This is a genomic window from Streptomyces sp. NPDC126497, from assembly GCF_040302425.1.
GTDB lineage: Bacteria > Actinomycetota > Actinomycetes > Streptomycetales > Streptomycetaceae > Streptomyces.
The window spans coordinates 1-23925 of record NZ_JBEORT010000011.1; the positions used below are offsets into that span (position 1 = coordinate 1).

General features: G+C 74.1%; 21 protein-coding genes and 1 tRNA gene. 12 read left to right on the plus strand and 10 right to left on the minus strand.

The features are described 5' to 3' along the window. Positions 1 to 142 precede the first annotated feature (142 nt). The 3 genes from ABTY20_RS08385 (at position 143) to ABTY20_RS08395 (ending at position 3235) form a co-directional block, all read left to right on the plus strand. Positions 143 to 874 carry a maleate cis-trans isomerase family protein gene (locus tag ABTY20_RS08385; protein ID WP_351996185.1) on the plus strand — a complete coding sequence of 244 codons (732 nt, stop codon included), beginning with the start codon at positions 143 to 145 and terminating at the stop codon, positions 872 to 874. Between the two features lie 100 nt (positions 875 to 974). Then, positions 975 to 1778 carry a hypothetical protein gene (locus tag ABTY20_RS08390; RefSeq protein ID WP_351996186.1) on the plus strand — a complete coding sequence of 268 codons (804 nt, stop codon included), beginning with the start codon at positions 975 to 977 and terminating at the stop codon, positions 1776 to 1778. Positions 1779 to 2134: 356 nt separating this feature from the next. Next, positions 2135 to 3235, plus strand: coding sequence for an LLM class flavin-dependent oxidoreductase (locus tag ABTY20_RS08395; RefSeq protein ID WP_351996187.1), 1101 nt, complete (start codon positions 2135 to 2137; stop codon positions 3233 to 3235). On the opposite strand, the gene ABTY20_RS08400 is transcribed toward ABTY20_RS08395, so the two are convergent. Beyond that, positions 3211 to 5082: a putative bifunctional diguanylate cyclase/phosphodiesterase gene (locus tag ABTY20_RS08400; RefSeq protein WP_351996188.1), complete on the minus strand. Its 1872-nt coding sequence runs from the start codon at positions 5080 to 5082 to the stop codon at positions 3211 to 3213. The genes ABTY20_RS08395 and ABTY20_RS08400 overlap by 25 nt on opposite strands. Before the next feature lie 460 nt (positions 5083 to 5542). On the opposite strand from ABTY20_RS08400, the gene ABTY20_RS08405 reads away from it, so the two are divergent. After that, positions 5543 to 6760 (plus strand): M6 family metalloprotease domain-containing protein, encoded by a 1218-nt coding sequence (locus ABTY20_RS08405; protein WP_502991772.1) that lies wholly within the window; start codon positions 5543 to 5545, stop codon positions 6758 to 6760. Between the two features lie 46 nt (positions 6761 to 6806). Here the strand turns inward: ABTY20_RS08405 and ABTY20_RS08410 are convergent. The 3 genes from ABTY20_RS08410 to ABTY20_RS08420 form a co-directional block, all read right to left on the minus strand. After that, positions 6807 to 6880 (minus strand) — tRNA-Lys (locus ABTY20_RS08410). After that, positions 6871 to 7455 carry a bifunctional DNA primase/polymerase gene (locus tag ABTY20_RS08415; protein ID WP_351996190.1) on the minus strand — a complete coding sequence of 195 codons (585 nt, stop codon included), beginning with the start codon at positions 7453 to 7455 and terminating at the stop codon, positions 6871 to 6873. Before ABTY20_RS08415 ends, ABTY20_RS08410 begins: the two co-directional genes overlap by 10 nt. Positions 7456 to 7558: 103 nt before the next feature. Beyond that, the gene (locus ABTY20_RS08420; RefSeq protein WP_351996191.1) at positions 7559 to 7927 is read right to left on the minus strand and encodes a DUF8844 domain-containing protein; all 369 of its coding nucleotides are present in this window, start codon (positions 7925 to 7927) and stop codon (positions 7559 to 7561) included. 427 nt (positions 7928 to 8354) lie between these two features. On the opposite strand from ABTY20_RS08420, the gene ABTY20_RS08425 reads away from it, so the two are divergent. Together ABTY20_RS08425 and ABTY20_RS08430 are read left to right on the plus strand one after the other, a co-directional pair. Continuing rightward, a complete protein-coding gene (locus tag ABTY20_RS08425; RefSeq protein ID WP_351996192.1) occupies positions 8355 to 9302 on the plus strand; it encodes a hypothetical protein in 948 nt (315 codons plus the stop codon). 22 nt (positions 9303 to 9324) lie between these two features. Beyond that, entirely contained in the window at positions 9325 to 10440 is a 1116-nt protein-coding gene (locus ABTY20_RS08430) for a peptidoglycan-binding domain-containing protein (RefSeq protein ID WP_351996193.1), read from the plus strand. A 5-nt stretch (positions 10441 to 10445) separates the two neighbouring features. Here the strand turns inward: ABTY20_RS08430 and ABTY20_RS08435 are convergent, their stop codons facing one another. From ABTY20_RS08435 to ABTY20_RS08450, 4 genes are read right to left on the minus strand one after another with little or no spacing between them, the layout of a single operon-like run. Continuing rightward, a complete protein-coding gene (locus ABTY20_RS08435; RefSeq protein WP_351996194.1) occupies positions 10446 to 11795 on the minus strand; it encodes an AAA domain-containing protein in 1350 nt (449 codons plus the stop codon). Then, entirely contained in the window at positions 11792 to 13393 is a 1602-nt protein-coding gene (locus tag ABTY20_RS08440; RefSeq protein ID WP_351996195.1) for a hypothetical protein, read from the minus strand. The genes ABTY20_RS08435 and ABTY20_RS08440 overlap by 4 nt, the downstream gene beginning before the upstream one ends. Beyond that, positions 13384 to 14523, minus strand: a complete 1140-nt coding sequence (locus ABTY20_RS08445) for a hypothetical protein (protein WP_351996196.1) — start codon at positions 14521 to 14523, stop codon at positions 13384 to 13386. The genes ABTY20_RS08440 and ABTY20_RS08445 overlap by 10 nt, the downstream gene beginning before the upstream one ends. Beyond that, complete coding sequence (locus ABTY20_RS08450; RefSeq protein WP_351996197.1) at positions 14474 to 15433, minus strand: phosphatase PAP2 family protein; 960 nt, start codon at positions 15431 to 15433, stop codon at positions 14474 to 14476. Before ABTY20_RS08450 ends, ABTY20_RS08445 begins: the two co-directional genes overlap by 50 nt. Before the next feature lie 187 nt (positions 15434 to 15620). Between ABTY20_RS08450 and ABTY20_RS08455 the strand changes: the two genes are divergently transcribed. Then, positions 15621 to 16217: a histidine phosphatase family protein gene (locus tag ABTY20_RS08455; protein ID WP_351996198.1), complete on the plus strand. Its 597-nt coding sequence runs from the start codon at positions 15621 to 15623 to the stop codon at positions 16215 to 16217. 215 nt (positions 16218 to 16432) lie between these two features. Here the strand turns inward: ABTY20_RS08455 and ABTY20_RS08460 are convergent, their stop codons facing one another. Next, complete coding sequence (locus tag ABTY20_RS08460; RefSeq protein WP_351996199.1) at positions 16433 to 17881, minus strand: NsdA family TPR-like regulatory protein; 1449 nt, start codon at positions 17879 to 17881, stop codon at positions 16433 to 16435. Between the two features lie 257 nt (positions 17882 to 18138). Here ABTY20_RS08460 and ABTY20_RS08465 point away from each other — a divergent pair, with 257 nt between their 5' ends. Both ABTY20_RS08465 and ABTY20_RS08470 read left to right on the plus strand, forming a co-directional pair. Then, a complete protein-coding gene (locus tag ABTY20_RS08465) occupies positions 18139 to 18525 on the plus strand; it encodes a hypothetical protein (RefSeq protein WP_351996200.1) in 387 nt (128 codons plus the stop codon). Between the two features lie 141 nt (positions 18526 to 18666). Next, the gene (locus ABTY20_RS08470) at positions 18667 to 19536 is read left to right on the plus strand and encodes a spermidine synthase (RefSeq protein ID WP_351996201.1); all 870 of its coding nucleotides are present in this window, start codon (positions 18667 to 18669) and stop codon (positions 19534 to 19536) included. A gap of 9 nt (positions 19537 to 19545) precedes the next feature. On the opposite strand, the gene ABTY20_RS08475 is transcribed toward ABTY20_RS08470, so the two are convergent. Next, the gene (locus ABTY20_RS08475; RefSeq protein ID WP_351996202.1) at positions 19546 to 20100 is read right to left on the minus strand and encodes a hypothetical protein; all 555 of its coding nucleotides are present in this window, start codon (positions 20098 to 20100) and stop codon (positions 19546 to 19548) included. A 110-nt stretch (positions 20101 to 20210) separates the two neighbouring features. Here ABTY20_RS08475 and ABTY20_RS08480 point away from each other — a divergent pair, with 110 nt between their 5' ends. The 3 genes from ABTY20_RS08480 to ABTY20_RS08490 all read left to right on the plus strand — a co-directional run bounded on the left by ABTY20_RS08480 (position 20211) and on the right by ABTY20_RS08490 (position 23888). Then, entirely contained in the window at positions 20211 to 20924 is a 714-nt protein-coding gene (locus ABTY20_RS08480; protein WP_351996203.1) for a response regulator transcription factor, read from the plus strand. After that, a complete protein-coding gene (locus ABTY20_RS08485; protein WP_351996204.1) occupies positions 20921 to 22333 on the plus strand; it encodes a sensor histidine kinase in 1413 nt (470 codons plus the stop codon). The genes ABTY20_RS08480 and ABTY20_RS08485 overlap by 4 nt, the downstream gene beginning before the upstream one ends. Positions 22334 to 22439: 106 nt before the next feature. Beyond that, the gene (locus ABTY20_RS08490) at positions 22440 to 23888 is read left to right on the plus strand and encodes a cellulose binding domain-containing protein (RefSeq protein WP_351996205.1); all 1449 of its coding nucleotides are present in this window, start codon (positions 22440 to 22442) and stop codon (positions 23886 to 23888) included. The last annotated feature ends 37 nt before the right edge of the window (positions 23889 to 23925 follow it).

Genomic DNA, 23925 nt, shown 5'->3' on the forward strand with positions numbered 1-23925 from the left:
CGAGGACGGTGTCGCCGGGTTCGAGCAGGGCGGTGGCGAGCAGCGACAGGGCCTGCTGCGAGCCGGTGGTGACGAGGACGTCGTCGGCGTCGGTGAGCCGCGTACCGCCGGACGTGCCGGAAGAGAAGCAGGAAGGCTGGACATGACCGCACTGGGAATCCTCTATCCGGGCCACTCCGCAGAGGACGACTATCCGCGTATCGAGCAGTTGTTGGGCAGCGACATCCGGGTGGACCTGGTGCACACCGACCTCGGCGAGGACGCGCACCGGGTGGAGGTGCTGCGGCAGATGGGGGCGCCCGAGCGGCTGGCGGACGGCCTGCAGCAGCTGCGCCTGTCGGGCGCCGAGGCGGTGGTGTGGGCCTGCACCAGCGGCGGTTTCGTGCACGGCTGGGAGGGCGCCCACGAGCAGGTGCGCAGCCTCGCCCTGACGGCGGGCATGCCGGCGTCGTCGACGTCGTTCGCCTTCGTGCACGCGGTGCGGGAGGTCGGGGCGCGGCGGGTCGCCGTCGGCGCGCCCTACCCGGACGACGTGGCCCTGCTCTTCGCCGAGTTCCTGCGGGCCGGCGGGGTGGAGGTGACCGGGGTGCGCGGCTCCGGGACCGTCACGGCGGCGGAGGTCGGCGGCTGGGGCGAGGAGGAGCTGTTCGCCCTGGCCCGGGCGGCCGACACCCCCGACGCGGACGCCCTGCTCCTGCCGGACACGGCCCTGCACACGATCGCCCACCTCCCCGCCCTGGAGAAGGAGCTCGGCAAGCCGGTCCTCACCGCCAACCAGGTCACCGCCTGGGAGTGCCTGCGCCTGACCGACCGCCGGGTGAACGCCCCCGAACTCGGCGCCCTGTTCACGCGGGAGCCGATCGTCCAGGTCTGAGGACGACGGGGTACAACCTTGATCGACTCACGAAGGTCTCACTCCCGTGAGCCCCGCGCCGCGCCTGGGCGCGGGGCGTCCGAATCAGGGAGTGAGCACCATGAGAGTCACCGTCGTCCGCCGTACCGCCCTGGCCGCTTCCGCGGCCGCCCTCGCCCTTCTGGCCACCGCGTGCGGCGGCGGTGACGAGGAGGGCGGGAGCGGCGGGGACGGGGCGGCGAAGGGGGAGACCGCGTCCGGCGCCCCGGCCGCGAAGGCGCTGACCGCCGCCGAACTGGAGAAGCGCGTGATCGCCTCGGCCGACCTCAAGGACCACAAGGTCGTCGAGCCGGGCAAGGACGACGTCTCCGACCCCGGCACCCTCTCCGTCGAGCAGGCCGAGTGCGAGCCCGTCGCCCAGGCGCTGTCGTCGGTGCCGACGGGCAAGCCGGCGGCGAGCGTCCAGCGGCTCGTCACCCAGGAGTCCGAGGCGGCCGGGAAGGGCATGCCGGACCTCACGGGGCTGACGGAGGAGGAGGCCGAGGAGGCGATGCTCGACTCCCTCGACATCACCAAGACGATGACCTCCCTGCGGTCCTACGACGCCGACGGCGCGGAGCGGACCCTCGCCGCGCTGCGGGAGGCCGGCAAGAAGTGCGCCGGAGGCTTCAGCATGTCGATCGACGGTGAGAAGCAGCAGGTCACCAAGGTCACCGAGGAGAAGCTCACGGCCGGCGAGGACGCGGTCGCCTGGACGGTGGGCACCAAGCTGGACGACACCTCCGCCGAGACGAAGGTCGTCGTCTTCCGCCAGGGCACCACGCTCGCCGGCTTCTCGTCCTTCAACATCGCCGCGCTCGGCCGGGGCGAGGCGTTCGGGCAGCCGACCGCCGTCATCGAGGCGCAGGAGGCCAAGCTCGGCTGATCCGCGTCCTGCCGTGGACCGGGTGGCGGCCCCGCCCGGTCCACGGGACCCGCGGAGCAGGCGCCGTGCGGCGGACACGGAAGAACCCCGGTCCCGCTGGAGCGGGGCCGGGGTTCCGTTCGAGCGCCGGGCAGGCCTTGCACCTGCATCTCCCCGCAGGAAGCGGGGCGTCTTTCCTTGGACCACCAACGCGTGACCACTGTCGGGGGGCGACCCCCTCAGCGAGCAAGATGATCGTATCGCATGATCGTCGGGTGTGCACACCGCGAGGTGCCGGGGCGGGGGAGGGAATAACCGGGGACCGTCTCCTGTTACGTCGCGCAGCGACCGTCACACCCCACAGGAGGCACCCCACCATGGCCGCAGACGCCGCAGAGGAGATCCGGGGCACCGCCCACGGCACCGCACCCGTCCCGCTCTCCGTGCTGGACCTGGTGACCGTCGGCGCGGGCCGGACCGCCACCGACGCCCTGCGCACCAGCGTGGACATCGCCCGCCTCGCCGAGGCCCGCGGCTTCCACCGCTACTGGGTCGCCGAGCACCACTCCATGCCCGGGGTGGCCTCCTCCTCGCCCGCCGTGATCCTGGCGCACCTCGCCGCCCACACCGGGCGCATCCGCCTGGGCTCCGGCGGGGTGATGCTGCCCAACCACGCGCCGCTGGTCATCGCCGAGCAGTTCGGCACCCTGGAGGCCATGGCCCCGGGACGGGTCGACCTCGGCCTCGGCCGCGCCCCCGGCACCGACGGGGCCACGGCGGCGGCCCTGCGCCGCTCCGACCGGCTGAACGAGGGCGCCGACGACTTCCCCCAGCAGCTCGCCGAGCTCACCCGCTTCCTCGACGACGACTTCCCCGACGGCCACCCCTACCGCCGCATCCACGCCGTCCCCGGCCCGGTGCAGGCGACCTCGCCCGGCGGTGTGCAGTCCCCGCACCGGCCGCCGATCTGGCTGCTCGGCTCCTCCGGCTTCAGCGCCCGGCTGGCCGGCATGCTCGGCCTGCCCTTCGCCTTCGCCCACCACTTCTCGGCCCAGAACACCGTCCCCGCGCTGGACCTCTACCGCGAGACCTTCCGCCCGAGCGAGGTCCTCGACGCGCCCTACGCCCTCATCGGCGTCTCCGCGCTCGCCACGGACGACGAGAAGGAGGCCCGCCGCCAGGTGCTGGCCGCCGCGCTCAACATGGTCCGGCTGCGCACCGGCCGCCCCGGCCTGGTGCCCACCCCCGAGGAGGCGGAGGCGTACGACTTCAGTCCGATGGAGCGGGAGTTCGTCGACTCCTGGAACGCCAACGTCGTCCACGGCACCCCCGACGAGGTCCGCGCCGGACTGGACGAGCTGCAGAAGCGCACCGGCGCCGACGAGCTGATGCTCACCGCCAACGCCCACGGCGGCGACGTACGCCTGCGCTCCTACGAGCTGATCGCCGACGCCTACGGGTTGCCCACGCCCGCCTGAACCCCGGGCGTGCCCAGCAGTTCGGAGATGCGGTCCGGCGGCACCGGGCGGGAGTACAGCCAGCCCTGACCGGTGTCGCACCCGATCCGGCGCAGCCGGCTGGCCTGCGCCGCGGTCTCCACGCACTCCGCGGTCACGGTCAGGCCGAGCCGGTGGGCGAGCTGCACCATCGCCTCGACGATGACCTCGTCCGCCGGGTTCGGCGGTGCGGCGGCGCGCTCCTCGTACTGGAAGCCCCGGACGAAGGAGCCGTCCAGCTTCAGCACCGACACCGGCAGCCGGCTGAGGTAGGCCAGGTTCGAGTAGCCGGTGCCGAAGTCGTCGATGGCGATGCGCACGCCCATGTCGCTGAGCGCCTTCAGGACCTGGATCGGCCGGCCGGACGAGCCCATCACCGCCGACTCGGTCAGCTCCAGCTGCAGCAGCCCCGCCTCGAGGCCCGTCTCCTCCAGGGTCTCGGCGACGTCCGCCACCAGGTCGGAGTCCCACACCTGACGGACCGCCACGTTCACGCTGACGAAGATCGGCGGCTCGTCCGGGTGCTCCACCTGCCACGCGCGGGCCTGCCGGCAGGCGGTGCGCAGCACCCAGCGGCCGAGCGGCACGATCGAGCCGTCCTCCTCCGCCAGGGGGATGAACCGGTTCGGCGTCAGCGTGCCGAACCGCGGGTGGTGCCAGCGGACCAGGGCCTCCACGCCGTGCACCCGGTCGTCCTCCATGCCCACCAGCGGCTGGTACTCCAGCGCGAACTCGCCCCGGTCGATGGCCGGGCGGAGCGTGGAGGCGAGGGCCTGGCGGGTCACGCGGGAGGCGTTGCGCTCCGGGTCGAACAGCGTCCAGCGGGCCTTGCCGTCGGCCTTCGCCCAGTACAGCGTGGTGTCGGCGGCCTGCATCAGCGCGGTGGGCGTGGTCCCGGCGGCGTGCCGCTCGACCACCCCGATCGACGCCGACACCGACAGCCTGCGCCCGGAGAGGTCGAAGGGCGCCTGGATCGCGTCGAGCAGCGACTCGGCCAGGTCGGCGAGCTGCTCGGTGCCGGTGGAGTCCTCGACCAGCAGCGCGAACTCGTCCCCGCCGAGCCGGGCGACCAGCGGCGGGCCGGTCCTGGCCCGGCCCGCCTCCTCGGCACAGCGCGTCAGCCGCTCGGCGACGGCCGCCAGCAGCTGGTCGCCGACGCGGTGGCCCAGGGTGTCGTTGACGGCCTTGAAGCCGTCCAGGTCGAGGTAGCACAGCCCGATCCGGCCGGTGCCGCCCTCCTCGTACGACTCCGCCTCCAGCGCGGCCGTCAGCCGTTCGAAGAACAGGGTGCGGTTGGGCAGCCGGGTCACCGGGTCGTGCACCCGCAGGTGCCGCAGCTGCGCCTGGAGTTCGCGGTGGTCGCCGATGTCGGCGACGGAGAGCAGGACGCCCCCGCCCCCGTCGTCGGCGGGCAGCGGGGAGACCGTCACCCGCACCCACAGCACGTGCCCCTCGGGGTGCTTCAGCCGGCGCGTGCAGCGCAGCCCGGCCCGCCGTCCGCGCAGCAGCTCCCGGTAGGCGTGCCAGGTGCGGGCGTCGGAGGCCAGGTCCACCAGGTCGGCGGCGGCGGTGCCGGCCAGGGTCTCCGGGTCGCGGCCCAGGAGGGCGGCGAGGGCCGGGTTGACGCCGGTCACCGAGCCCTCGCGGTCGACCACGGCCATGGCGAGCGGCGCGGCCGCGAAGACGGAGCGGTACGGCAGGGACGGTGGGGGCGAGGGAGACGGCGGGGGCGGGGACTCCGTACGCGGAGACGTAGGGATCTCACTCTCTGTGACGGTCGGCCGGTTGAATCCTGGCGCGGGCGCCGGCCCTTCGGACGTTCCGCTCACCGCTCGCTCCCGCAGTGCACTCGATCGCTGTCCGTGCAGAAAGTCTCAGGAAAGTGTGCCGATCATAGAGGCCCACGTCGGGCCCTTCCAGCCACTGTCCGGCCTTCCGGACGGATCCGCATCCCTGCCCGATCGTTTCTGCCCGCGGGTGGACTGCTTAATGCGGGCCTCCGACCAGTTGTGACGTTCCGTGAGTGTGCGGGGTGTCGGTCCCGCCCGGTCCCGCCCGGATGTCCGCGTTTCTCACTCGTCCGGTGCAGCAGAACACGGCGCAGTACGACAAATCAGCACACTCTGGGTGCGGTGTCCCGTGAACCGTCTCCCGGAGGTCCCCGTGCCGCGTCAGCTCACCCCGGGACGACTCGGCCGTGAGACGCTCCGGGAACGACTGACCCGATCGGGTGGACCGGGCCGGCCGGGCGCGCCGGGCGTACGGCCCCGGCTGCGCAGCACCGCCGCGATGTGCACCACGATGTCGGCGCTCGCGGCGACCTCGATGGTGAGCGTCCCCTCCGCCGCCGGGCCCTTCTCCACCGCGCCCTGCGCCCTCACCCGCACCACCGCCCACCACTCCGAGGGGCTGGACACCTGGAACGCCGCCTACCCCCGCCCCGCACGGAGCCTGGACGCGGTGATGGTCTTCCTGTCCTTCCCCGACTCCCAGCCCCTGACCACGCCCGCCGAACTCGCCGCCGACCACTTCCCCGCCACCAGTCGTTTCTTCGAGCAGGCCTCCTACGGCAGGTTCACCCTCCGCCCGCACCCCCTGCGGCGGTGGTTCCGGATGCCGCGCCCGTCCACGGAGTACGCCGTACGGCGCGACTGGACCGTCGCCCACCGGTCCGCCTACCTGCGGGACGCGCTCTCCGTGGTCGACCGGCACGTCGACTTCTCGCGCTACGACATCGTGTACCTCGTCGCCGACCCGGACGCGCCGGGCGTGGACTCCGACGCCACGAAGGTCGTCAACCTGGACCGTCCGCTGCGCGCCGACGGCACCGACATCCGCCGGGTCGTCACCGTGTTCGAGAACCACCCGCCGGACCGGCTCGTCCTCGCCCACGAGACCGGGCACGTCTTCGACCTGCCCGACCTCTACCACCGGCCCGTGGACGGCAAGGGCGACTGGGACACCCACGTCGGCGACTGGGACCTGATGGGCAGCCAGTTCGCCCTGGCGCCGGACCTGTTCGGCTGGCACAAGTGGAAGCTGGGCTGGCTGGAGCCCCGGCAGGTGCGGTGCGTGCAGGACGCGGGGCCGGTGCGGCTGACGCTGGAGCCGCTGGGAGCGGGGGCGGGGACGCCGGTGACGGGCGCCGCGGGGGCGCCGTCCTTCGGGCTCGGACGGGGCACCAAGCTCGCCGTGGTCCGCACCGGACCCGACAGCGTGATCGCCCTCGAAGCCCGCGGACCGGTCGGCAACGACACGGAGGTCTGCCGGCAGGGGGTGCTGGTGTACCGGGTGAGCAGCGACACCCGGTCGGGGCGCGGCCCCATCGAGGTCGTCGACGCCCACCCGCGCACCGGGGCGTGCGCGGGGGACTCGGTCTACCCGCCGCTCGCCGACGCCCCGGTCGCCCTCGGCGAGAGCTTCACGGTGCCCGGGGAGTCCGTGCGGGTGGAGGTGGAGGGGCGCACGGCGTCGGGGGCGTGGACGGTGCGGATCAGCACGGGGTAGGCGCGACGAAGGCCCCCCGCTCGCGCGAGGGGCCTTCGTCGTGTCGTGCGCCGCCAGGGACTCGAACCCCGGACCCGCTGATTAAGAGTCAGCTGCTCTAACCAACTGAGCTAGCGGCGCCTGCTGACGTCGTAGACATTAGCACCCTGATCGGCGGGAGGAAAAATCGAAATCCGCACGGCCGACCGGGCCGCCCGCACGGCCGCCCACAGCAACACCTCCGGGCCCGGCAGCCAGGGGTGACGGGTGTCGGGGGCGACGAGCCAGCGGGAGCCGGAGCGGGCGGCGGCCGCCGGGACGGTCACCGCGTCGCCGGGGCCGTGGCACAGCAGCGGCGGGACGCCGTCCGTGCGTGAGCCGTCCGCGCCGCCCGCGCCCCACTCCTCCCACTCCATGAGGGCGGGAAGCCGCTGTGCCGTGCCCGGTGCGGCGAAGAGCAGCATCCGGCCCCGGAACTCGGCCACCGGACCCGAGCCCGGACCCTCCTCCCACATCCGGTCCAGCATCCGGCGCCCGAAGACCGTGGGCGCGCTCACCACGTCGAAGACCACCCCGCAGGGCAGCACGACCGGCGCGTCCGGCCGCTCCCTCCAGTGTGCGAGCGCGCTGCGCGGATGCGTACCCGCCGAGGCGAGCCAGGCGGCGCCGTCGGGGGTGAGGCCGTCGGCGTCGGAGGCGTTCCATGGGCTGCTCATGACGGACAGGTCTACCCGCTGTGGCGGGACGCTCGCGCAGAGTCGCCGAAATCCGGGACGCGCGGCGGGAAAAGGGGTATCTTGCCCGCCCGGCATATGCCCGCTAGGCGGGATCGGTGTGCCCGGGGCCGCCCTCGCCGCCCCGCATCAGGCCCTGGCCGAACTCGACCATCTTCTTCGCGTAGTCCTCGGTCCACTCGGCGCGCTCGGCGATGTCCGCCGGCGTCAACCGGTCGAAGCGGCGGGGATCGGCCAGCTGGGCCGCCGCCACCGCCTGGAACTCCGTGGCCCGGTCCGCCGCGGCACGGAAGGCGAGCGTCAGCTCGGTCGCCCGCTCCAGCAGCGCGCGCGGATCCTCGATCGACTCCAGGTCGAAGAAGTGCTCGGGATCCGAGGCCGCCGCCGCGGGCTCGAACAGCAGGGGCGCGGGGCGTAGCCGCGGCTGGTCCCGGCGCGGCGTGTGCTCCGCCATGACTTCTCCTTCGTACGTCGCGGTCGGCCCCCCGGGAGGGCGGGCCACCGTCCATTGTCCCGCGCCCCCGCAAGAGGGCCTCGCCCCGCCGCCGGACCGTCCTCGGCCGGCGGGGCGCCGCGGCCTGTCGGCGAGCACCGGAAAACCGCCGGCGCCCTTTCTGTTTCGCCGGCGCAAGTTGTCGGATCAACATTGCGAATGTGTCAGCTTTTCCCACCCGCATTGCACCCCTCACCCCTTGCGGAGGGAAAGTGTCTGTGATGTCCTGATATCAGGTTCCTGTGTCGGGTCGGACGGCATCGAACCCGTACCGGACGGTCGCCCTGCTGGTCACCCTTCCCGAATTCCGTGCGCCGTCGAGGGCCGTCTGCGTGTCCTGAACGCTGTCGCGCGACAGTGGAACCGGCGATTCCGTGACACCCAGGTGATGACCATGTTGCCGGACAAGCCCATTTCCGTTCCGCAGGATGCCGTCGAGGCCGCAGTGGCGCTGCGTAACAAACTGAATGCGCGCAGCGCGGGAAAGTATTCGACCGGTGTCGGACTGAAGCAGGTCGGCGGAAGTTACACCGGCCGGCTGGCCCTGTTCGTCTACGTTCCGGAGAAGAGGGGTGCGGAGGACGTCGCGGAGTCCGAATTCGTCCCGCCCGAGTTCGGCGGCTACGTCACGGACGTGGTGGTGGCCCGGCCGGAACTCCTCGACGACACCGCCAGGTACGACCCCTTGCGCGGCGGCATGGAGATCTCCAGGGAGCGCACCATCGCCGACGGGATCTTCGCCCCGCCGACGGGCACGGCGGGGACGGTCGTCAAGAGCCGCGGGGACGGCGGATTGCACCTGCTCACGAACGCCCACGTCGCCCAGCAGGCCGGCCTCAACGTCTACCAGCCCGGGCAGACCTTCTTCTCCCCCGTGACGGACGTCGTCGGCCAGGTGTCCGCTCTGCGCAACGAAAACAACCCGCTGTTCCTCGACTGCGCGACCATTCGGCTCAACGGATCCCGTGGCGCCAAGGCGATCATCGAGGAGATCGGGCCCGTGCAGGGGGCGTGGACCCGGATTCCCCCTCTGGGGGAAGTGGTGAAGAAGCGCGGCAAACGGACACTGCTCACCCATGGATTCGTGGTGAGGACGATCGCGTCGCTGTTCGCGCCGGTCATCGATCAGATCGAGTTCAGCGGATCCGTCCCCTTCGTGACGGTGTTCGGAGGAAAAGGCGATTCGGGGTCGGTGGTCCTGAATTCCAGCAACCAGGTGATCGGCCTTCTGTTCGGGACCTCCGGCCTGGATCTCGGTGGCGGCCTGAGCAGTCACGGTCTCGCCATGCCCATTCACAATGTGCAGGAGGCTCTCAAGGTGGACGTCGCCACCTGAGCCGGCAGGAATGTGGTGAACGATGGCCGATGTGAAGGTATGGTTCACGGGGCTCGAATGCCGAATTCGCCAGGAGGAACTGGACGAGGTGGTCGGCACCGTCCAGCTGTTTGCCGGGATAAATCCCCAACCGCTGGTCAAGATCCCGGAAAGCGGATTCCTGGAACTGGGGAAAGACGCTCCGCGGATCGCCGTCGTCCAACGGCTCCTCTACTCCGGGCCGGTGCAGGACCTCAGCGTCTCCGCCACGTTGGTGGAGATCGAGACCTCCGATCCGGCGGAGGCGGAGAAGCAGAAGCAGGCGTTGGCCCAGGCCGTCTCCGCCGCGGTCACCGCCGCCCTGTCCGCTCTCGCCGGGGGAGCGGTGGGCGCCGTGGCGGCGCCGGTGGTCGACGTCCTGGCCTCGCTCCTGGTCGACTTCATAGCCGACGAACTCCTGGGCATGGGGCCCGACGCGTACCAGCCGTCGGCCATCGCACTGCCGGCGGCCAGGCTGCTCAGCGCGGACGGCCGTCGGCGCACCCTGCAACGCCCGGACGACCCCCGGACGCTCCAGTACACCGATGAGCTCGTCCTCACCGGCGTGGACGACGCGGGGGACCTGGGGGTGTACGCGATATACCTGGACATCCAGCCATCCGCGCCCGCGCCCACCCCCGCTCCCATGGAACCCGGCGGGGGCGCCACCGACGTGCCCACGCTGAGCCTGGGCTCCCAGGGCCCCGCGGTACGCATCCTCCAGCACTTGCTCAACCACCACCTGCGGCGCGGGGAGCGGCTGGCCGTCGACGGTGACTTCGGTCCCGTCACGGAAGCGCGCGTGCGGGAGTTCCAGCAGCGCGCGGGCATCACCGTCGACGGCGTCGTCGGCCCCCAGACCTGGGAGACGCTGACGAGCAGCGGGTCGACACCGCACACCTCCGTCGGTGCCCCCACGCTGAGCCTGGGCTCCCAGGGGCACGCCGTGCGCGTACTCCAGCGTTTGCTCAACCACCATGTGCGGCGCGGGGAGCGGCTGGCCGTCGACGGTGACTTCGGTCCCGTCACGGAAGCGCGCGTGCGGGAGTTCCAGCAGCGCGCGGGCATCACCGTCGACGGCGTCGTCGGCCCCCGGACCTGGGAGACGCTGACCCGCTGAACGGCTCAGGGCCGCCAGGACACCCGGTGTTCCGTCAGGTGCGCCAGGACCGCGTGGTTCGCCTCCCAGCCGTCCGGGAACTTCACCAGCGTGCCCAGCTGGACCGGTTCGGTGGACGGGTAGTCGTCCAGGAGACCGGTCACCCCCTCGCGGCAGATGACGACGCAGGCGTGGCGGTGGCGGGAGGCGAGGACGCACAGGCGGCCCGTCTCCAGGTGGAAGGCGGTGGCGTCGGGGCGGCCGGAGAGGGGGTGGAGGACGACCGTGACGTCGTACTCGCGGCCCTGGAGCCGGTTGGCCGTGTCGACGGTGACGTCCGCCGCGCCCAGCTCCGCGAGTGCCGACCGGATCGCCGCGGCCTGGTCGCGGTGGGCGGTGCCGACGGCGATGCGGTCGGCGGTGAGGGGGGTGGGGTCCGGGGAGCGTTCGGAGACCGCCGCTCCGCCCCGGTCCAGCAGGCGGCGGACCACCAGCGCGACCGCGTGCACCGCCTCCGGGTCCGTGCGCGGGGTGTGCCGGGCGGGGAGTTCCAGCAGGCCCCAGCCGGACTCCGCCGCCTCGTCGATCACCCGGTCCGGGGCCGAACCGTCCGACGGGACGGCGAAGGTGAGCGCGCGGTCGCCGTGGTCCGTGCCGCTGCGGAACGGGGTGTAGGGGTAGAAGGCGTCGGAGACCAGGGGGGCCGCCGACGCCGGGAGCCGCCAGGACACCGGCAGGCGGTGCTGCGGCAGGTCGGGGTTGTGGGCGAGCAGGGTGGTCACCGCCGACGCCGACGGGTCGTACGACAGGCCCGCCCACTGCTCGCCGCCCACGACGGAGAACGGGTCCAGCTGGCCCGGGTCGCCCACGAACAGCGCCCGTTCGAACAGGTTGGCCACCGCGAGCAGCGCGTCCGAGCGCATCTGGTACGCCTCGTCGACGATCGCGTGCTCCCACGGCTCGACGCCCTTGACGTGCGCCCACTTCGCCGCCGTGGAGATCACCACCGGCAGCCCGGTGAGATCGGCCGCCTTCGCCGACGTGCGGACGTTGTCCAGTGCGTCGAGCGCCTTGTCGTACGGGTCGGTGTCGCTGCTGTGCAGCCGGCCCACCGGCAGGTCGGGGTCCTTCTCGGCGAGGCGGAGGACCAGGTCGTCGACCTGTGCGTTGGTCTGCGCCACCACCATCAGCGGGCGGCCCGCCTGCGCCAGCTCCAGCGCGGCCCGCACCACCAGCGTGGACTTGCCGGCGCCGGGCGGGGAGTCCACGACGACACCGCGCGCGGCACCGCGCAGCGTGTCGCGGAGGATCGCGTCGGTGGCGCGGGCGGCCGCCGCACCCGGGTCGAACACGGCCTGTCGGGCGGGGGCGGTCACAGCACGTCCTCCTCGGTCACCGGGTCGGCGGGCTCCGCGACGGCCTCCTCACCGGGCGGACCGCCGTGGGTCCACGGGGTCTCCTCCGGGTCGGGCAGCTTCGCGCCGCCGCGCGGTTCGTGCTCGAACAGCGTGAAGCACACCCGGTCGCCCTTCTCCGGGACGGAGCCCTCCTCCGGCTCCCTGCCCCGGCCCATCCTGTCCAGGACGCGCAGGACCAGCAGGCCGCCCTCCGGACCGTCCTCGTACCCCGCGAACTCCACCGTCTGCGGCTTCCCGCCCAGCGAGCGGTACGCCCGCACCCGCTCGCCGAGGTGCGGGCGGTCGTCCGTGCGGACGGTGACCAGCGGGCGCGGGCTCGGCCGCCTGCTCTCGCTGTACGCCATCACCACGTCGACCACCTCGCCCGCGAACGCCTCCCCGGACAGCCGCCGGGCCGCCATCACCAGCGGGTCGTCGAGCGCCTCCTGCGCCTCAAGGCGGGCCTGCTCCCGCTCGCGCACGGCGAGCTTGTTGGCCGCGGTCACCGCGTCGTCGCGGCGCGGCTGCGGCGGCTCACCGGCCAGGACGCGGTCCCGGTGACCGGTGAACGACCAGCGGTCGCGCGTCCACCGCTCCTCGACGCGCGCGCCCTCCGGAAGCCCCCGCAGCAGGTCGATCCCCCGCCACACCGCCCTCCAGGTGGGCAGCGTCCGGCTCTCCACCAGCTTCCGGATCTCCCGCTCGGCGGCGGTCAGCGCGCCGAGGCGGTCGTCGGCCTCCAGGCCGTCCTCCGCCGCCGCGAGCGCGCTGCGGGCCCGGTCGTAGCGCTCGATCGCCGGGGCGAGCAGCTTGTTGTCGAACGCCGGGTCGGTCGCCGGGCCCGCGGGCGGGCACACCAGTTGGCCGTCGGCGTCCCGCGCCAGCTCGGCCTCCCGCGCGGCCTCGGCCCCCGAACGCCCCTCGGGCGGGTCGATCCAGGCGAGCAGCGCCCCCAGGTGCTGGTCCTCCAGGGAGGACTGCCCGGTCGCCCAGTGCCGGGCCAGTACGTCGGTCATGGCCAGCAGCAGCGAGGAGCCGGGCACCCGGGCCCGCTCCCCGAAGTGCGTCAGCCACCGCCCCAGCAGCGGCACCCGGGGCGGTGCCGGGAACGGGGCCTCCGGATCCTGCTCCGCCGTGCGCCGGAACCGCGTGGACCGTCCCAGCAGCCGCATCAGGTCGATGCCGGCCCGGGACGGCACGATCAGCTGGGGCGCGTCCGCGCACAGCTCGACCTCGACCTTGACCCGCTTGCCGGTCTCCGGGTCGGTCCCGGAACGCTCGGCGGCCTCCACGACGTCCGCGAAACCGTCGACGTACGGCAGCACCACGTCGGCCAGCTCGGCCAGGAACGCGAACCGCAGGTCGCGGTCGCGCGGCTGCGGCACCACCAGCAGCCGCGGCGCGTCCCGGTCGGTGCCCACCAGCGCGCCGAGCGGGGCGCCCGCCTCACCGGCGGTGATGAGCGGGACGAGGACCAGGGGCCGCTCGGAGAGGTGCCGGTGCCGGACGGTGGCGGCGGGCCGGGCCCGGCCGGTGCTGACGGCCTCGAGGCGGGCGAGGGTGGTGATCAGCGACAAGGGGCCACCTCCGGGGCGGCCGCGCCCAGCGCCTCCGCGCGCAGCGCCGCGGCCCTGCGCAGGGCCGCCACCGCCGGGTCGTCGGGGTCGCCGGCCTCCCCGCGGGCCGCGGCCAGCACCTCCCCGATCGTCGTCAGACCGCCCAGCTCGGCCCGTACCGGACGGCCCAGGCGGGTCACCATGTCCCGCGCGCGGGCCCGGTCCCGGCAGTGGAAGGCCAGCTCGCACGCGGACAGGCACTCCGGCGCGTAGGTGGCCGGGACCGACTCCACGGCCTCGGCCAGCCGCTCGGCGGGCAGCCGGGGCGAGAAGCAGGTGCCCTCGGGGAGCGCGTCGGCGATCTCCTCGATGCGGGTGAGCCGCTCCAGCTGACGGGCGGTCACCGCGCGCTGCCTGCGCACGTCCACGGCGGACGCGGTGGGCAGGTTGGAGAAGTCCTTCGGGCACACCAGCAGGATCCGGTGCCGCACGCGCGGGGCGGACTCCAGCCGCGCGGCGACCTGCTCCAGGGCCAGCACGTACACCGCCGCCTGGCGCGCCGCCGCGCCGACCTTCGCCGGGTCCGCGGCGCCGTCCAGCATCGGGAAGGACTTGATCTCCACCACCGTCCAGCTGCCGTCCGGGTGCACCACCACCGCGTCCGGCTCCAGGAAGGCGGGGGAGCCGGCCACGTCGAGCGCGAGCATGGGGTGGTCGAGCAGCGTCCAGGCGCCGGGCGCCTCGGTGGCCTCGCGCAGCGCCAGCTCCGTACGGGCCGTGCGGCCCCGCGGGCCCTGGGCGGTGAGGTCGGGCACGCGCGCGCCGGCGGGCGGTTCGGCTCCGCGGTCCAGCTTCTCGTGGGCGAGGCGCAGCAGTTCCGTACCGCCGTCCGCCTTGACCTTCGCCTCGAACGCGTTGCCCCGCACGAGGGCGAACTGGGACTGGCCGAAGACCGACGGCGCGCCCAGCGCGTCGGCCAGCACCGCCTTGTCCACCCCGGCGCCGTCGAGGATCGCGCGCCGTCTGCAGCCCGGGTTGGCGGCGAGGGCGGCCAGGGCGCGCGCGTCCAGCGCCCTGGGCTGGACCTCCGGGCCGCGCAGCTCAGCGAGCCGGTGCCGGAGCGCCCTCTCCCGCGTCCGAGGGGGAGGCACCCGGTTCGGTTCCTGGTCCGTACCGCGACTCGGGGTACCGCTGCCGTGGAAATCGCTCACCCGCGGAAGTGTGGCATCCGGCACTGACAATCGGGGAACCGGTGACGGGCGGGTCCGCCGGGACGACCGAAGGGCGGGGCAGGAAGCGGGCCTTCGCCAGGTCCGCGAACCGCGTCACGGCGGGGACCAGCAGCAGGCCGACGCCCATGACGGCGGCGCCCGCCGCCGCGTCGAGGAAGTAGTGGTTCGCGGTGCCCATCACCACGATCGTGGTCACCAGCGGGTAGACGACGGCCGCCGTCCTCGTCAGGCGCGTGCGCCCGTACCGCCAGAGGATCACCCCGCACCACAGCGCCCAGCCCACGTGCAGGCTCGGCATCGCCGCGTACTGGTTGGTCATGCCGCCGAGCCCGCGCGGGGCGCTCGCCTCGCCGCCCCACCAGCCGTACGCGCTGTAGTGCGCCATCGTGTCCACGAATCCGTGGCTCGCGTCGAGCAGCCGGGGCGGACAGGTGGGCAGCAGGGTGAAGCCGATCAGGCCGATGAAGGTGGACGTCATCAGCCAGGTGCGGGCGGCGCGGTAGCGCACCGCGTGGGAGCGGAACAGCCAGACGAGGACCGCCGGTGTCACCAGGTAGTGCAGCGACGCGTACCAGAAGTCGGCGGGTATGCCGAGCCACGGCTCACGGGTGAAGAGGCGGTTCAGCGGGTGCTCGGCGTTGAGGTACAGCGCCTTCTCGATCCGCAGGATCGCCACACCGTGGTCGACGGCGTCGGAGACGTCGCCCCGCACGACCAGCCGGCCCGCCGAGTAGCAGGCGTACACCAGGAGGATGAGCGGCAGCTCCGTCCACCAGCGCAGCCGGGTCGCCCGGGCAGCCTCGGTGCCCGGTGTCTCGGTGTGCGGCATCCGATTGCTCCCCTTGGTCTTGCGCGCGGCGCTCGGTCAGCGGCCAGCCACTCTACGGCGTGCGCGGATCCCCCGTGACACGTCCCCGGACCTGAGAGACGCGGAGATCGCCCCCCGGGTTGCCCCCCGCCGGCGTGCGCGATGATGGAGGGGCTCCGCCTGCGAACTCTCACCCGGAAGGTCTCCCATGGCACCGCGCATCCTGCTGGCCCGGCACGGACAGACCGAGTGGTCGCTGTCCGGCAAGCACACCGGCAGGACCGATGTGCCGCTCCTGGAGGAGGGCCGCCGGGGCGCCAAGCTGCTCGGCGAGCGCCTGCACCGGGCTCCGTACGACGGGCTGCCCGGCGTCGAGGTGCGCACCAGCCCGCTGGTCCGCGCGCGGGAGACCTGCGAGCTCGCCGGTTTCGGCGACCGCGCGCAGACCTGGGACACGCTCATGGAGTGGGACTACGGGGCGTACGAGGGCATGACCCCGGGGGAGATACAGGCGGTGCGGCCCGGGTGGCTGATCTGGCGGGACGGGGTCCCCGAGGGGGAGACCCTGGCCGAGGTGACGGCCCGCGCGGACGAGGTGGTGGACTGGGCCCGGTCGGCCGACCGTGACGTCCTGGTCTTCGCCCACGGGCACGTGCTGCGCTCGATCGGCGCGCGGTGGCTCGGTCTGCCGATCGGCTTCGCGGCCCGCATCCGGTTGAATCCGACCTCCCTGTCGGTGCTGGGGTGGGCGTACGGGGAGCCGGCGGTGGAGTCGTGGAACGAGACGGGGCACCTGGCGGCCTGATGTCCGGGCCCCGGCCCGGTGTGTTCGAGGGTGCCCCGGGGCGGTGCGGGACGGGGTGTCCGCGCGGCCCGGCGCTCATGGGGTGCCTCCCCCACTCCCGGCTTCTCCCCCACTGGGGACCCCCATGAGCGGGGGGACCCCCATCGCCCTGGGGGCACCTCCCGGGCCCTTTCGGGCTCCGGGGGAGGCACGGCTGCCCGCGGCTGTGCGGGGGATCACATGGTGCGGGGGAGGGCTTCGTGGCGGTCCAGGAAGGCTGACACGCCCGAGGTGCGGCGGTGGGGGAGGAGGACGCGGGACGTGCCGGCCAGCATCGTCCGGACCCGGGACGACTGCACGTCGTTCAGCAGGTCCAGCACCCGCATCCCCGCCTCGGCCGCCTCGTCGGGCCGGCCCCCGCGGGCCAGGTCGTCCGCCAGCTCCGCCGTGTACAGCGCGATGTTCCGGGTGAAGTGCGGATCCTGCAGTTCCGCCGCCCGCCGCGCGTGCCGCGCCGCCCGCGGCCAGTCGCCCAGCGTCGACCAGCACTGCGCCTCCAGCCCCTCCAGCTCCGCCTCCCCGTAGAAGCTCATCCACTCCGGATCCGCCTCGGAGGTCCCGCGCTCGAAGTACGCCTGCGCCCGGACCAGCGCCTGCTCGCAGCCCGTGCGGTCGGCGAGCCCGGCCCAGCCGCCCGCCTCCCGCAGCGCCAGCAGCGACATCAGCCGCGGGGAGCCCAGCGGCCGGGCGGCCCGCTGGGCGGCCTGCGCCGCCCGCACCGCCTCCCGGGGCCGGCCCGCGTCCCGCGCGAGGAACGCCGTGTTGCAGAAGGCGTGCGCCTCCACCCCCGGGTCCCCGGTCATCCGCGCGGTCGCCAGCGCCTCCGCGTAGTGCGAGCGCGCGTCGTCGAAGCGGCCCGAGTCGTGCGCCAGCCAGCCCACCGAGATGGCCAGCTCACCGGCGCCCGCGTACAGCCGCTCCGCCGTCCGCTGCCGGATCGCCCCCGCGTCCAGCAGCGCGTAGGCGGCGCGCAGGGGGGCCGCCGCACGGCGGTACAACCCGTCCGCCCCGTGCCGGTCGTCCAGCAGCCGGATGCGGCGGACGGCCTCCTCCAGGGCGCCCGCGTCGCTCGCCCCCGGGCGGCGCACGGCACGCTGCGCCGCCGAGGCGTCGGAGGCGAACCCGTAGGGGCTCAGCGAGGCGGCGGCCACCGTGGCGCCCCCTCCGGTCATGAATGCGCGACGCAGCACGTCGCTCTCCTCGTGGTCGTGCGGGTCGTACGGGTCGTACCGGTCCTGCGTCTCATACGGCTCGTACGCCCCGCTGTTCTCACTCGTGGCGTTCGCCGGGTCCTCGGGGGGAGCCGGGGAGGGCCCCCCGGCGGTCCGCGCTCCGCGCCCGCGCACCGACGAGCGGGGCGCGAAGCCCAGGTCGGTCAGCGTGCGGCCGGGGAACATGTGCAGGAACACCCGCTCGTAGGCGTAGTTCGGGCAGCGGATCTCGCCCGCTTCCACCCGGTGCACGTACCGGGCGTCACAGCTGACCCGCTCGCCGATCTCGCGGGCGGCCCGGCGGACCGCCGCGGCGAACTCGGCCGGCGAGCGCGGTCCCCGCAGCCGCCGGAAGGCGAGGTTCGGCCGGGGGGGCCGGGGGGGCTGGGACGAGGGCACCGTCGACGACGCCATGGCCGGGTCCTCTCTGCGAACCGTCGAACCATGCCGGATCCGGGGCGTTTTGTAGGTGTGGCGCCCTGTTTCCGGCGGGCTAGAACGTACCTGCTGTGACGGAGTCACTACGCGGAGTTTGGCAACAATCCGGATATGTCATCCGTGATCTGCCATGAACTGCCATCCTTTGCGGCGGACTTTCGTCGTAGCCGTTGACGTTCCGGTTCGTTGGTCTCCGTGTAGCCGGGGGCCCTATGCGTGCGGTGGAGGCCGGGATGACGACCAGTGGGAGCAAGAACCCGTCGGAGCTGTCGAGTGCGGACTGCGACGTGGTCACGGTTCCGGCGCGGCAGGGACTGGAGGCGGTCGACATCCTGCGGCGCGGCGCCGGGGACGCGATGGGGCCGGTGCTGCACGACGACGGGTGTGACACGCTGGGGTTCCTGGTGCCGCCGGGGACGGCCGCGGCCTGGGACGTGCCGGGCAGCGTCTGCACGGAGACGGAGGGCCGCGGGCCGAGACCGGCGCCGGCCCCTCCGGGGGAGGGGTCGGTCTGGCTGCTGCCGCCGGGGGAGGCGGAGCCGGCGACGGATCCCGCGGCGCTGCGGGAGGCACTGGACGAGGCCCAGCGGACGATCGAGGCCGCGGACGGGTGCGTGTGAGGTTCGGGTCCGTGGAGGGCCGGGGATTCCGCCCCCGCCGCCCACCCCCGTCCCCGCCCGTTCCCGTCCGTCGGGGGTTCCGGTTCCTCGAGCGCCGGAGGGGCTGCGCGGCGGGGCCGGAGGCTCTGGAACCATGGGGGGATGGGAAGGACCAGGAACAGTGGGCGCCGGCAGGCAGCCGCCGAGGCCGTCGTCGAACCGGTCGACGGGGGGCTCGCCCGGCTCGTCCCGGACCGGGAGCGGGCGCGGGCCTGGACGCTGCTGATCGACGACGCGCCGCAGTCGCACGTCGACCTCGACGACCCGTCGTACCTGTCCTTCGAGTACCAGCGCCGGTTCGGCCACGTCGTCGATCTCGCGGCCCCGCCCGGCAAGCCCCTGCGGGCCGTGCACCTCGGCGGCGGCGCCCTCACCCTCGCCCGGTACGTCGCCGCCACCCGCCCCCGTTCCACCCAGCAGGTCGTCGAACGCGACGCGGCGCTGGTGCGACTGGTCCGGCGGGAGCTGCCCCTGGACACCGGGGCCCGCATCCGGGTGCGTTCGACGGACGCCCGCGAAGGGCTCGCCAAAGTGCCGGACGGCTGGGCCGGACTCGTCGTCGCCGACGTCTTCAGCGGGGCCCGCACCCCCGCCCACCTCACCTCGACCGAGTTCCTCGACGACGTCCGCAGGGCCCTCGCCCCCGGCGGGGTCTACGCCGCCAACCTCGCCGACGGGCCGCCGCTGGCGCACCTGCGCGGCCAGATCGCCACCGCCGCCGCCCGGTTCGCCGAACTCGCGCTGATCGCCGACCCCGCGGTGCTGCGCGGCAGACGCTTCGGCAACGCCGTCCTGGTCGCCTCCGACGCGCCCCTGCCGATCGCCGAGCTGACCCGCCGGGCCGCCTCCGACCCGCACCCGGGCCGCGTCCAGCACGGCAGGGAACTCCTCGACTTCACCGGCGGGGCCGCCCCCGTGACGGACCGGGCGGCGGTCGCCTCACCGGCGCCCCCCGCGTCCGTCTTCCGGTGACGGAACCCCTCAGTACGTTCCGATCTCCACCCGCGGCGGTCCGTCGTGCCAGGTGCAGAAGACCGACACCCGGTCCGCGCCCGAGCCGAACTCCACCCGGATCCACGACTCCGTCTTCCACACCTGCATCGACCAGCCGGCCCCCGGGGTCGCCGACACCAGTGACGCGGAGGTCTCGCCGAGGTCGAACACCGCCCGGCCGCCCTTGGTGTCGTAGCCCTCCACCCGGCCGGAGGCGGCCGGGGCGGTGGGGGAGGTGACGGGCGGGGAGGCGGCGGTCCGGGACGGCTCCGGAACCGGGGCCGAGGACGACGCCGTGCCGGGCTCCGCCGACGGTTCCCGCGTCGCCCCGGGCTGCTTCGAACGCCGCTCCGCCGGCCGCCGCGTCGAGGACGACACCGCCCGCGACTCCTCCTCGGCAGCGTCGGCCGCCGCGACGGGCAGGGCGCGGGGCGGGTCGTAGGCGGTGCCCGCCATCACCGTGCTGACACCCCACCACGACAGGGTGACCGCCGCGCCCGTGGCGAGCAGCCAGGCCAGTACGTGTACGAGTCCTCTGCGCATCGTCGGCCCATACTGCCCCATCCGCCTCGGGGGTGTCGCGCCGGCGGAGGCGTCCGGAGTTGTCCACGGGCCCGCGCCCGGCCTGCCCGGCATGGCGTACGGTGCCGCCCATGGCACGTGTTCTCGTGGTCGAGGACGACCCGTTCGTACGCTCGGCGCTCATCCGGCAACTCACCGACGCCTCGCACACCGTGCGCAGCGTGGGCACGGCGCTGGAGGCGCTGCGCGAGGTCGCCCACCACCGCTTCGACGTGGTCGTCCTGGACCTCGGACTGCCCGATCTCGACGGCTCCGAGGCCCTGAAGATGCTGCGCGGCATCACCGACGTACCGGTGATCGTCGCCACCGCACGGGACGACGAGACCGAGGTGGTACGGCTGTTGAACGCCGGCGCGGACGACTACCTGACCAAGCCCTTCTCGGTGGAGCACCTCTCGGCCCGGATGGCGGCCGTGCTGCGCCGGGCCCGCACCGGCGGCGGCGAGGCGGCGCCCTCCCCGGTCATCCGGGTCGGCGGTCTGACCGTCGACCCGCTGCGCCGCCAGGCCGAACTGGACGGTGCGCGGCTGGACCTGACCCGGCGCGAGTTCGACCTGCTCGCCTTCCTCGCCGGCCGCCCCGGCGTGGTCGTGCCCCGCAAGGAACTGCTCGCCGAGGTGTGGCAGCAGTCCTACGGCGACGACCAGACCATCGACGTCCACCTGTCCTGGCTGCGCCGGAAGCTGGGGGAGACCGCCGCCCGGCCCCGCTACCTGCACACCCTGCGGGGCGTCGGCGTGAAGCTGGAGCCCCCGGCCGCGCCCGGAGCGGAGCCGCCGCGGTGAGATGGGCCCTGGTGAAGGTGTCGCTGGCGGTGACCGCGATGGTCGTGATCGCCTTCGCGGTGCCGCTCGGTCTGGTCATCCGGGAGATGGCCCGCGACCGCGCCTTCTCGAACGCCGAGCGGGAGGCGGCGGCCGTCGCCCCCGCGCTGTCCATCACCACCGACCGCGACCAGCTCGAACGCGTCGTCGCGTCCGTCGGTCCGGGCGCCGCGATGGCCGTGCACATCCCGGCCGGCGGCGGCAGCGAGGCCCTCGACCTGGGGGAGCGGCGGGCCGCCGGGAAGGACATCGCGGCCGTGCGGAAGCTGGGCCGCGCCTCCACCTCCGCCGTGACCGGCGGTTCGGCGCTGCTCCAGCCGGTGGCGCTGAGCACCGGCGAGATCGCCGTGGTCGAGGTGTTCGTCCCCGAGTCCGCGGTCACCAACGGCGTCGGCACGGCCTGGGCGGTGCTCGCCGGGGTCGGGGCCGCGCTGATCCTCGGCTCGGTCGCGGTCGCCGACCGGCTGGGCGTACGGATGGTGCGGCCCGCGCAGCGGCTGGTGGAGGGGGCGCACGAACTGGGCGAGGGGAAGCTGGGCGCCCGGGTGCCCGAGGAGGGGCCGACCGAACTGCGGCTGGCGGCCGTGGCGTTCAACTCCATGGCCGACCAGGTCGTCCAACTGCTCGCCAACGAAAGGGAACTGGCCGCCGACCTGTCCCACCGGCTGCGCACCCCGCTGACCGTGCTGCGGCTGAACGCCGCCTCCCTCGGCGAGGGACCGGCCGCCGAGCAGACCCGGGCGGCGGTCGAGCAGCTGGAGCGGGAGGTGGACACCATCATCCGCACCGCCCGCGAGGCCAAACCGCAGACGGCCGCGGCGGGACCCGGCGCCGGCTGCGACGCGGCCGAGGTGGTGCGGGAACGGATGGCGTTCTGGTCGGCGCTCGCCGAGGACGAGGGCCGCAAGTGGCGGGTGGCCGGCGCCGACCGGCCGGTGCGCATCCCCGTGGCCCGTGCCGACCTGGCCGCCGCCCTCGACGCGCTGCTCGGCAACGTCTTCCGGCACACCGCCGAGGGCACCGCCTTCGCCGTCGACGTGCACAACGGCGAGGACGCGGTGATCGTGCTGGTCTCCGACGCGGGCCCCGGCATACTCGACCCCGAGGCGGCGATGGCCCGCGGCCGGGGCTCCGGCAGCGACGGCTCCACCGGGCTCGGCCTGGACATCGTGCGCCGGCTCGCGGAGTCGACCGGCGGGGACGTGCGGATCGGCTCGTCCGTGCTCGGCGGGACCGAGGTGCGGATCTGGATCCAGCTCGACGGACGCGAGCGGGCGCCCCGGCGGCGCGGGCACCGGGGGAGCGTGCGACGCCGTCGCGGACCGGGCCGTGCGGCCTTCTCCTTTAACCGCTCCCGATCCCTTCCTTAAGCGCGCCCTAAGATCCTCAACGGCCTCCCGGAACAAGAGATTTGTCCGGATCCGGCTCGCTAGCGTGCTGCCGCACCCCCCGAACGGCGACGAAGGCAGGCACGCGATGAGCACCCACCGGCGCAGGATCAGCGGCAGGAACAAGGCGATCGGCGCGGTGACCGCCGCGGCCGTGGCCGGCGGCGGCGCGTTCCTGTTCACCGGCACCGCCCAGGCGGCCGGTGTCGGCGCGGCCTACACCAGGACCAGCGAGTGGTCGACCGGGTACACCGCCCAGTACGTGGTCACCAACGACGGCGGCGAACGGAACCAGGACTGGAAGCTGGAGTTCGACCTGCCCGCCGGCACCGAGCTCGGCTCGCTGTGGAACGCCGAGTCGAGCGTCAGCGGACGGCACGTCACCGTCCGGCCGGCGAAGTGGGACACCGACGGCCTGGCCGCCGGCGAGTCCGTCACCGTCGGCTTCGTCGCCAAGGGCACCGGCGACCCGTCCGGCTGCCTGGTCGACGGCGCCGCGTGCGGCACGGACACCGCGCCCGTGCCGGAACCCGACGGCCGCCCCACCGACGCCCCCACCACGCAGCCCACCCCCACCGAGGAGCCGACGCGGACCGAGGAGCCGACCGCCGAACCCACCGGGGACACCGGCACCGGCACGGGCACCGCCGCGGGGTTCGCGCCCTACGTCGACACCTCCCTCTTCCCCGCCTTCGACCTGGTCGCGAGCGCCGAGGCGACCGGCGTGAAGAACTACAACCTCGCCTTCATCACCGACGGCGGCGGCTGCACCCCCACGTGGGGCGGCGTCAGCGGCCTCGGCGACAACGCGGTGGCCGGACAGATCGGCGCGCTGCGCGCCGAGGGCGGCGACGTCCGCGTCTCCTTCGGCGGCGCGGCCGGCTCCGAACTGGGCACCACCTGCACCTCGGTGGACGCGCTGGCCGCGGCGTACGAGAAGGTCGTGAGCGCCTACGGCCTCACCAAGGTCGACTTCGACGTCGAGGGCGGCGCCCTGCCCGACGCGGCGGCCAACACCCGCCGCGCCCGGGCGATCGCGAAGCTCCAGAAGGCCCACCCGGACCTGGACGTCTCCTTCACCCTCCCGGTGATGCCGGAGGGCCTCACCCAGGACGGCGTGAACCTCCTCGCCGACGCGAAGAGGAACGGCGTGCGGATCGACGCCGTCAACATCATGGCGATGGACTACGGACCGGCGTACAGCGGCGACATGGGCACCTACGCCGAGCAGGCCGCCACCGCCACCCAGGCCCAGATCAAGGGCCTCCTCGGACTGAGCGACGCCGACGCCTGGAAGACGGTCGCCGTCACCCCCATGATCGGCGTCAACGACGTCGTCACCGAGGTCTTCGAGGTCGGCGACGCCACCCAGCTGGTGGACTTCGCCCAGGCCAAGGGCCTGGGCTGGCTGTCCATGTGGTCCGGCGCCCGCGACCGGCAGTGCGCCGGCGGCGCCAAGCAGGCCGCCGACCCCACCTGCAGCTCGATCCTCCAGGACGGGTTCGCCTTCACGAAGGCGTTCGCCGCCTACGAGTGAGACGCCCGCGGAAGCAACGGGGCGCGGCACTCCCCCA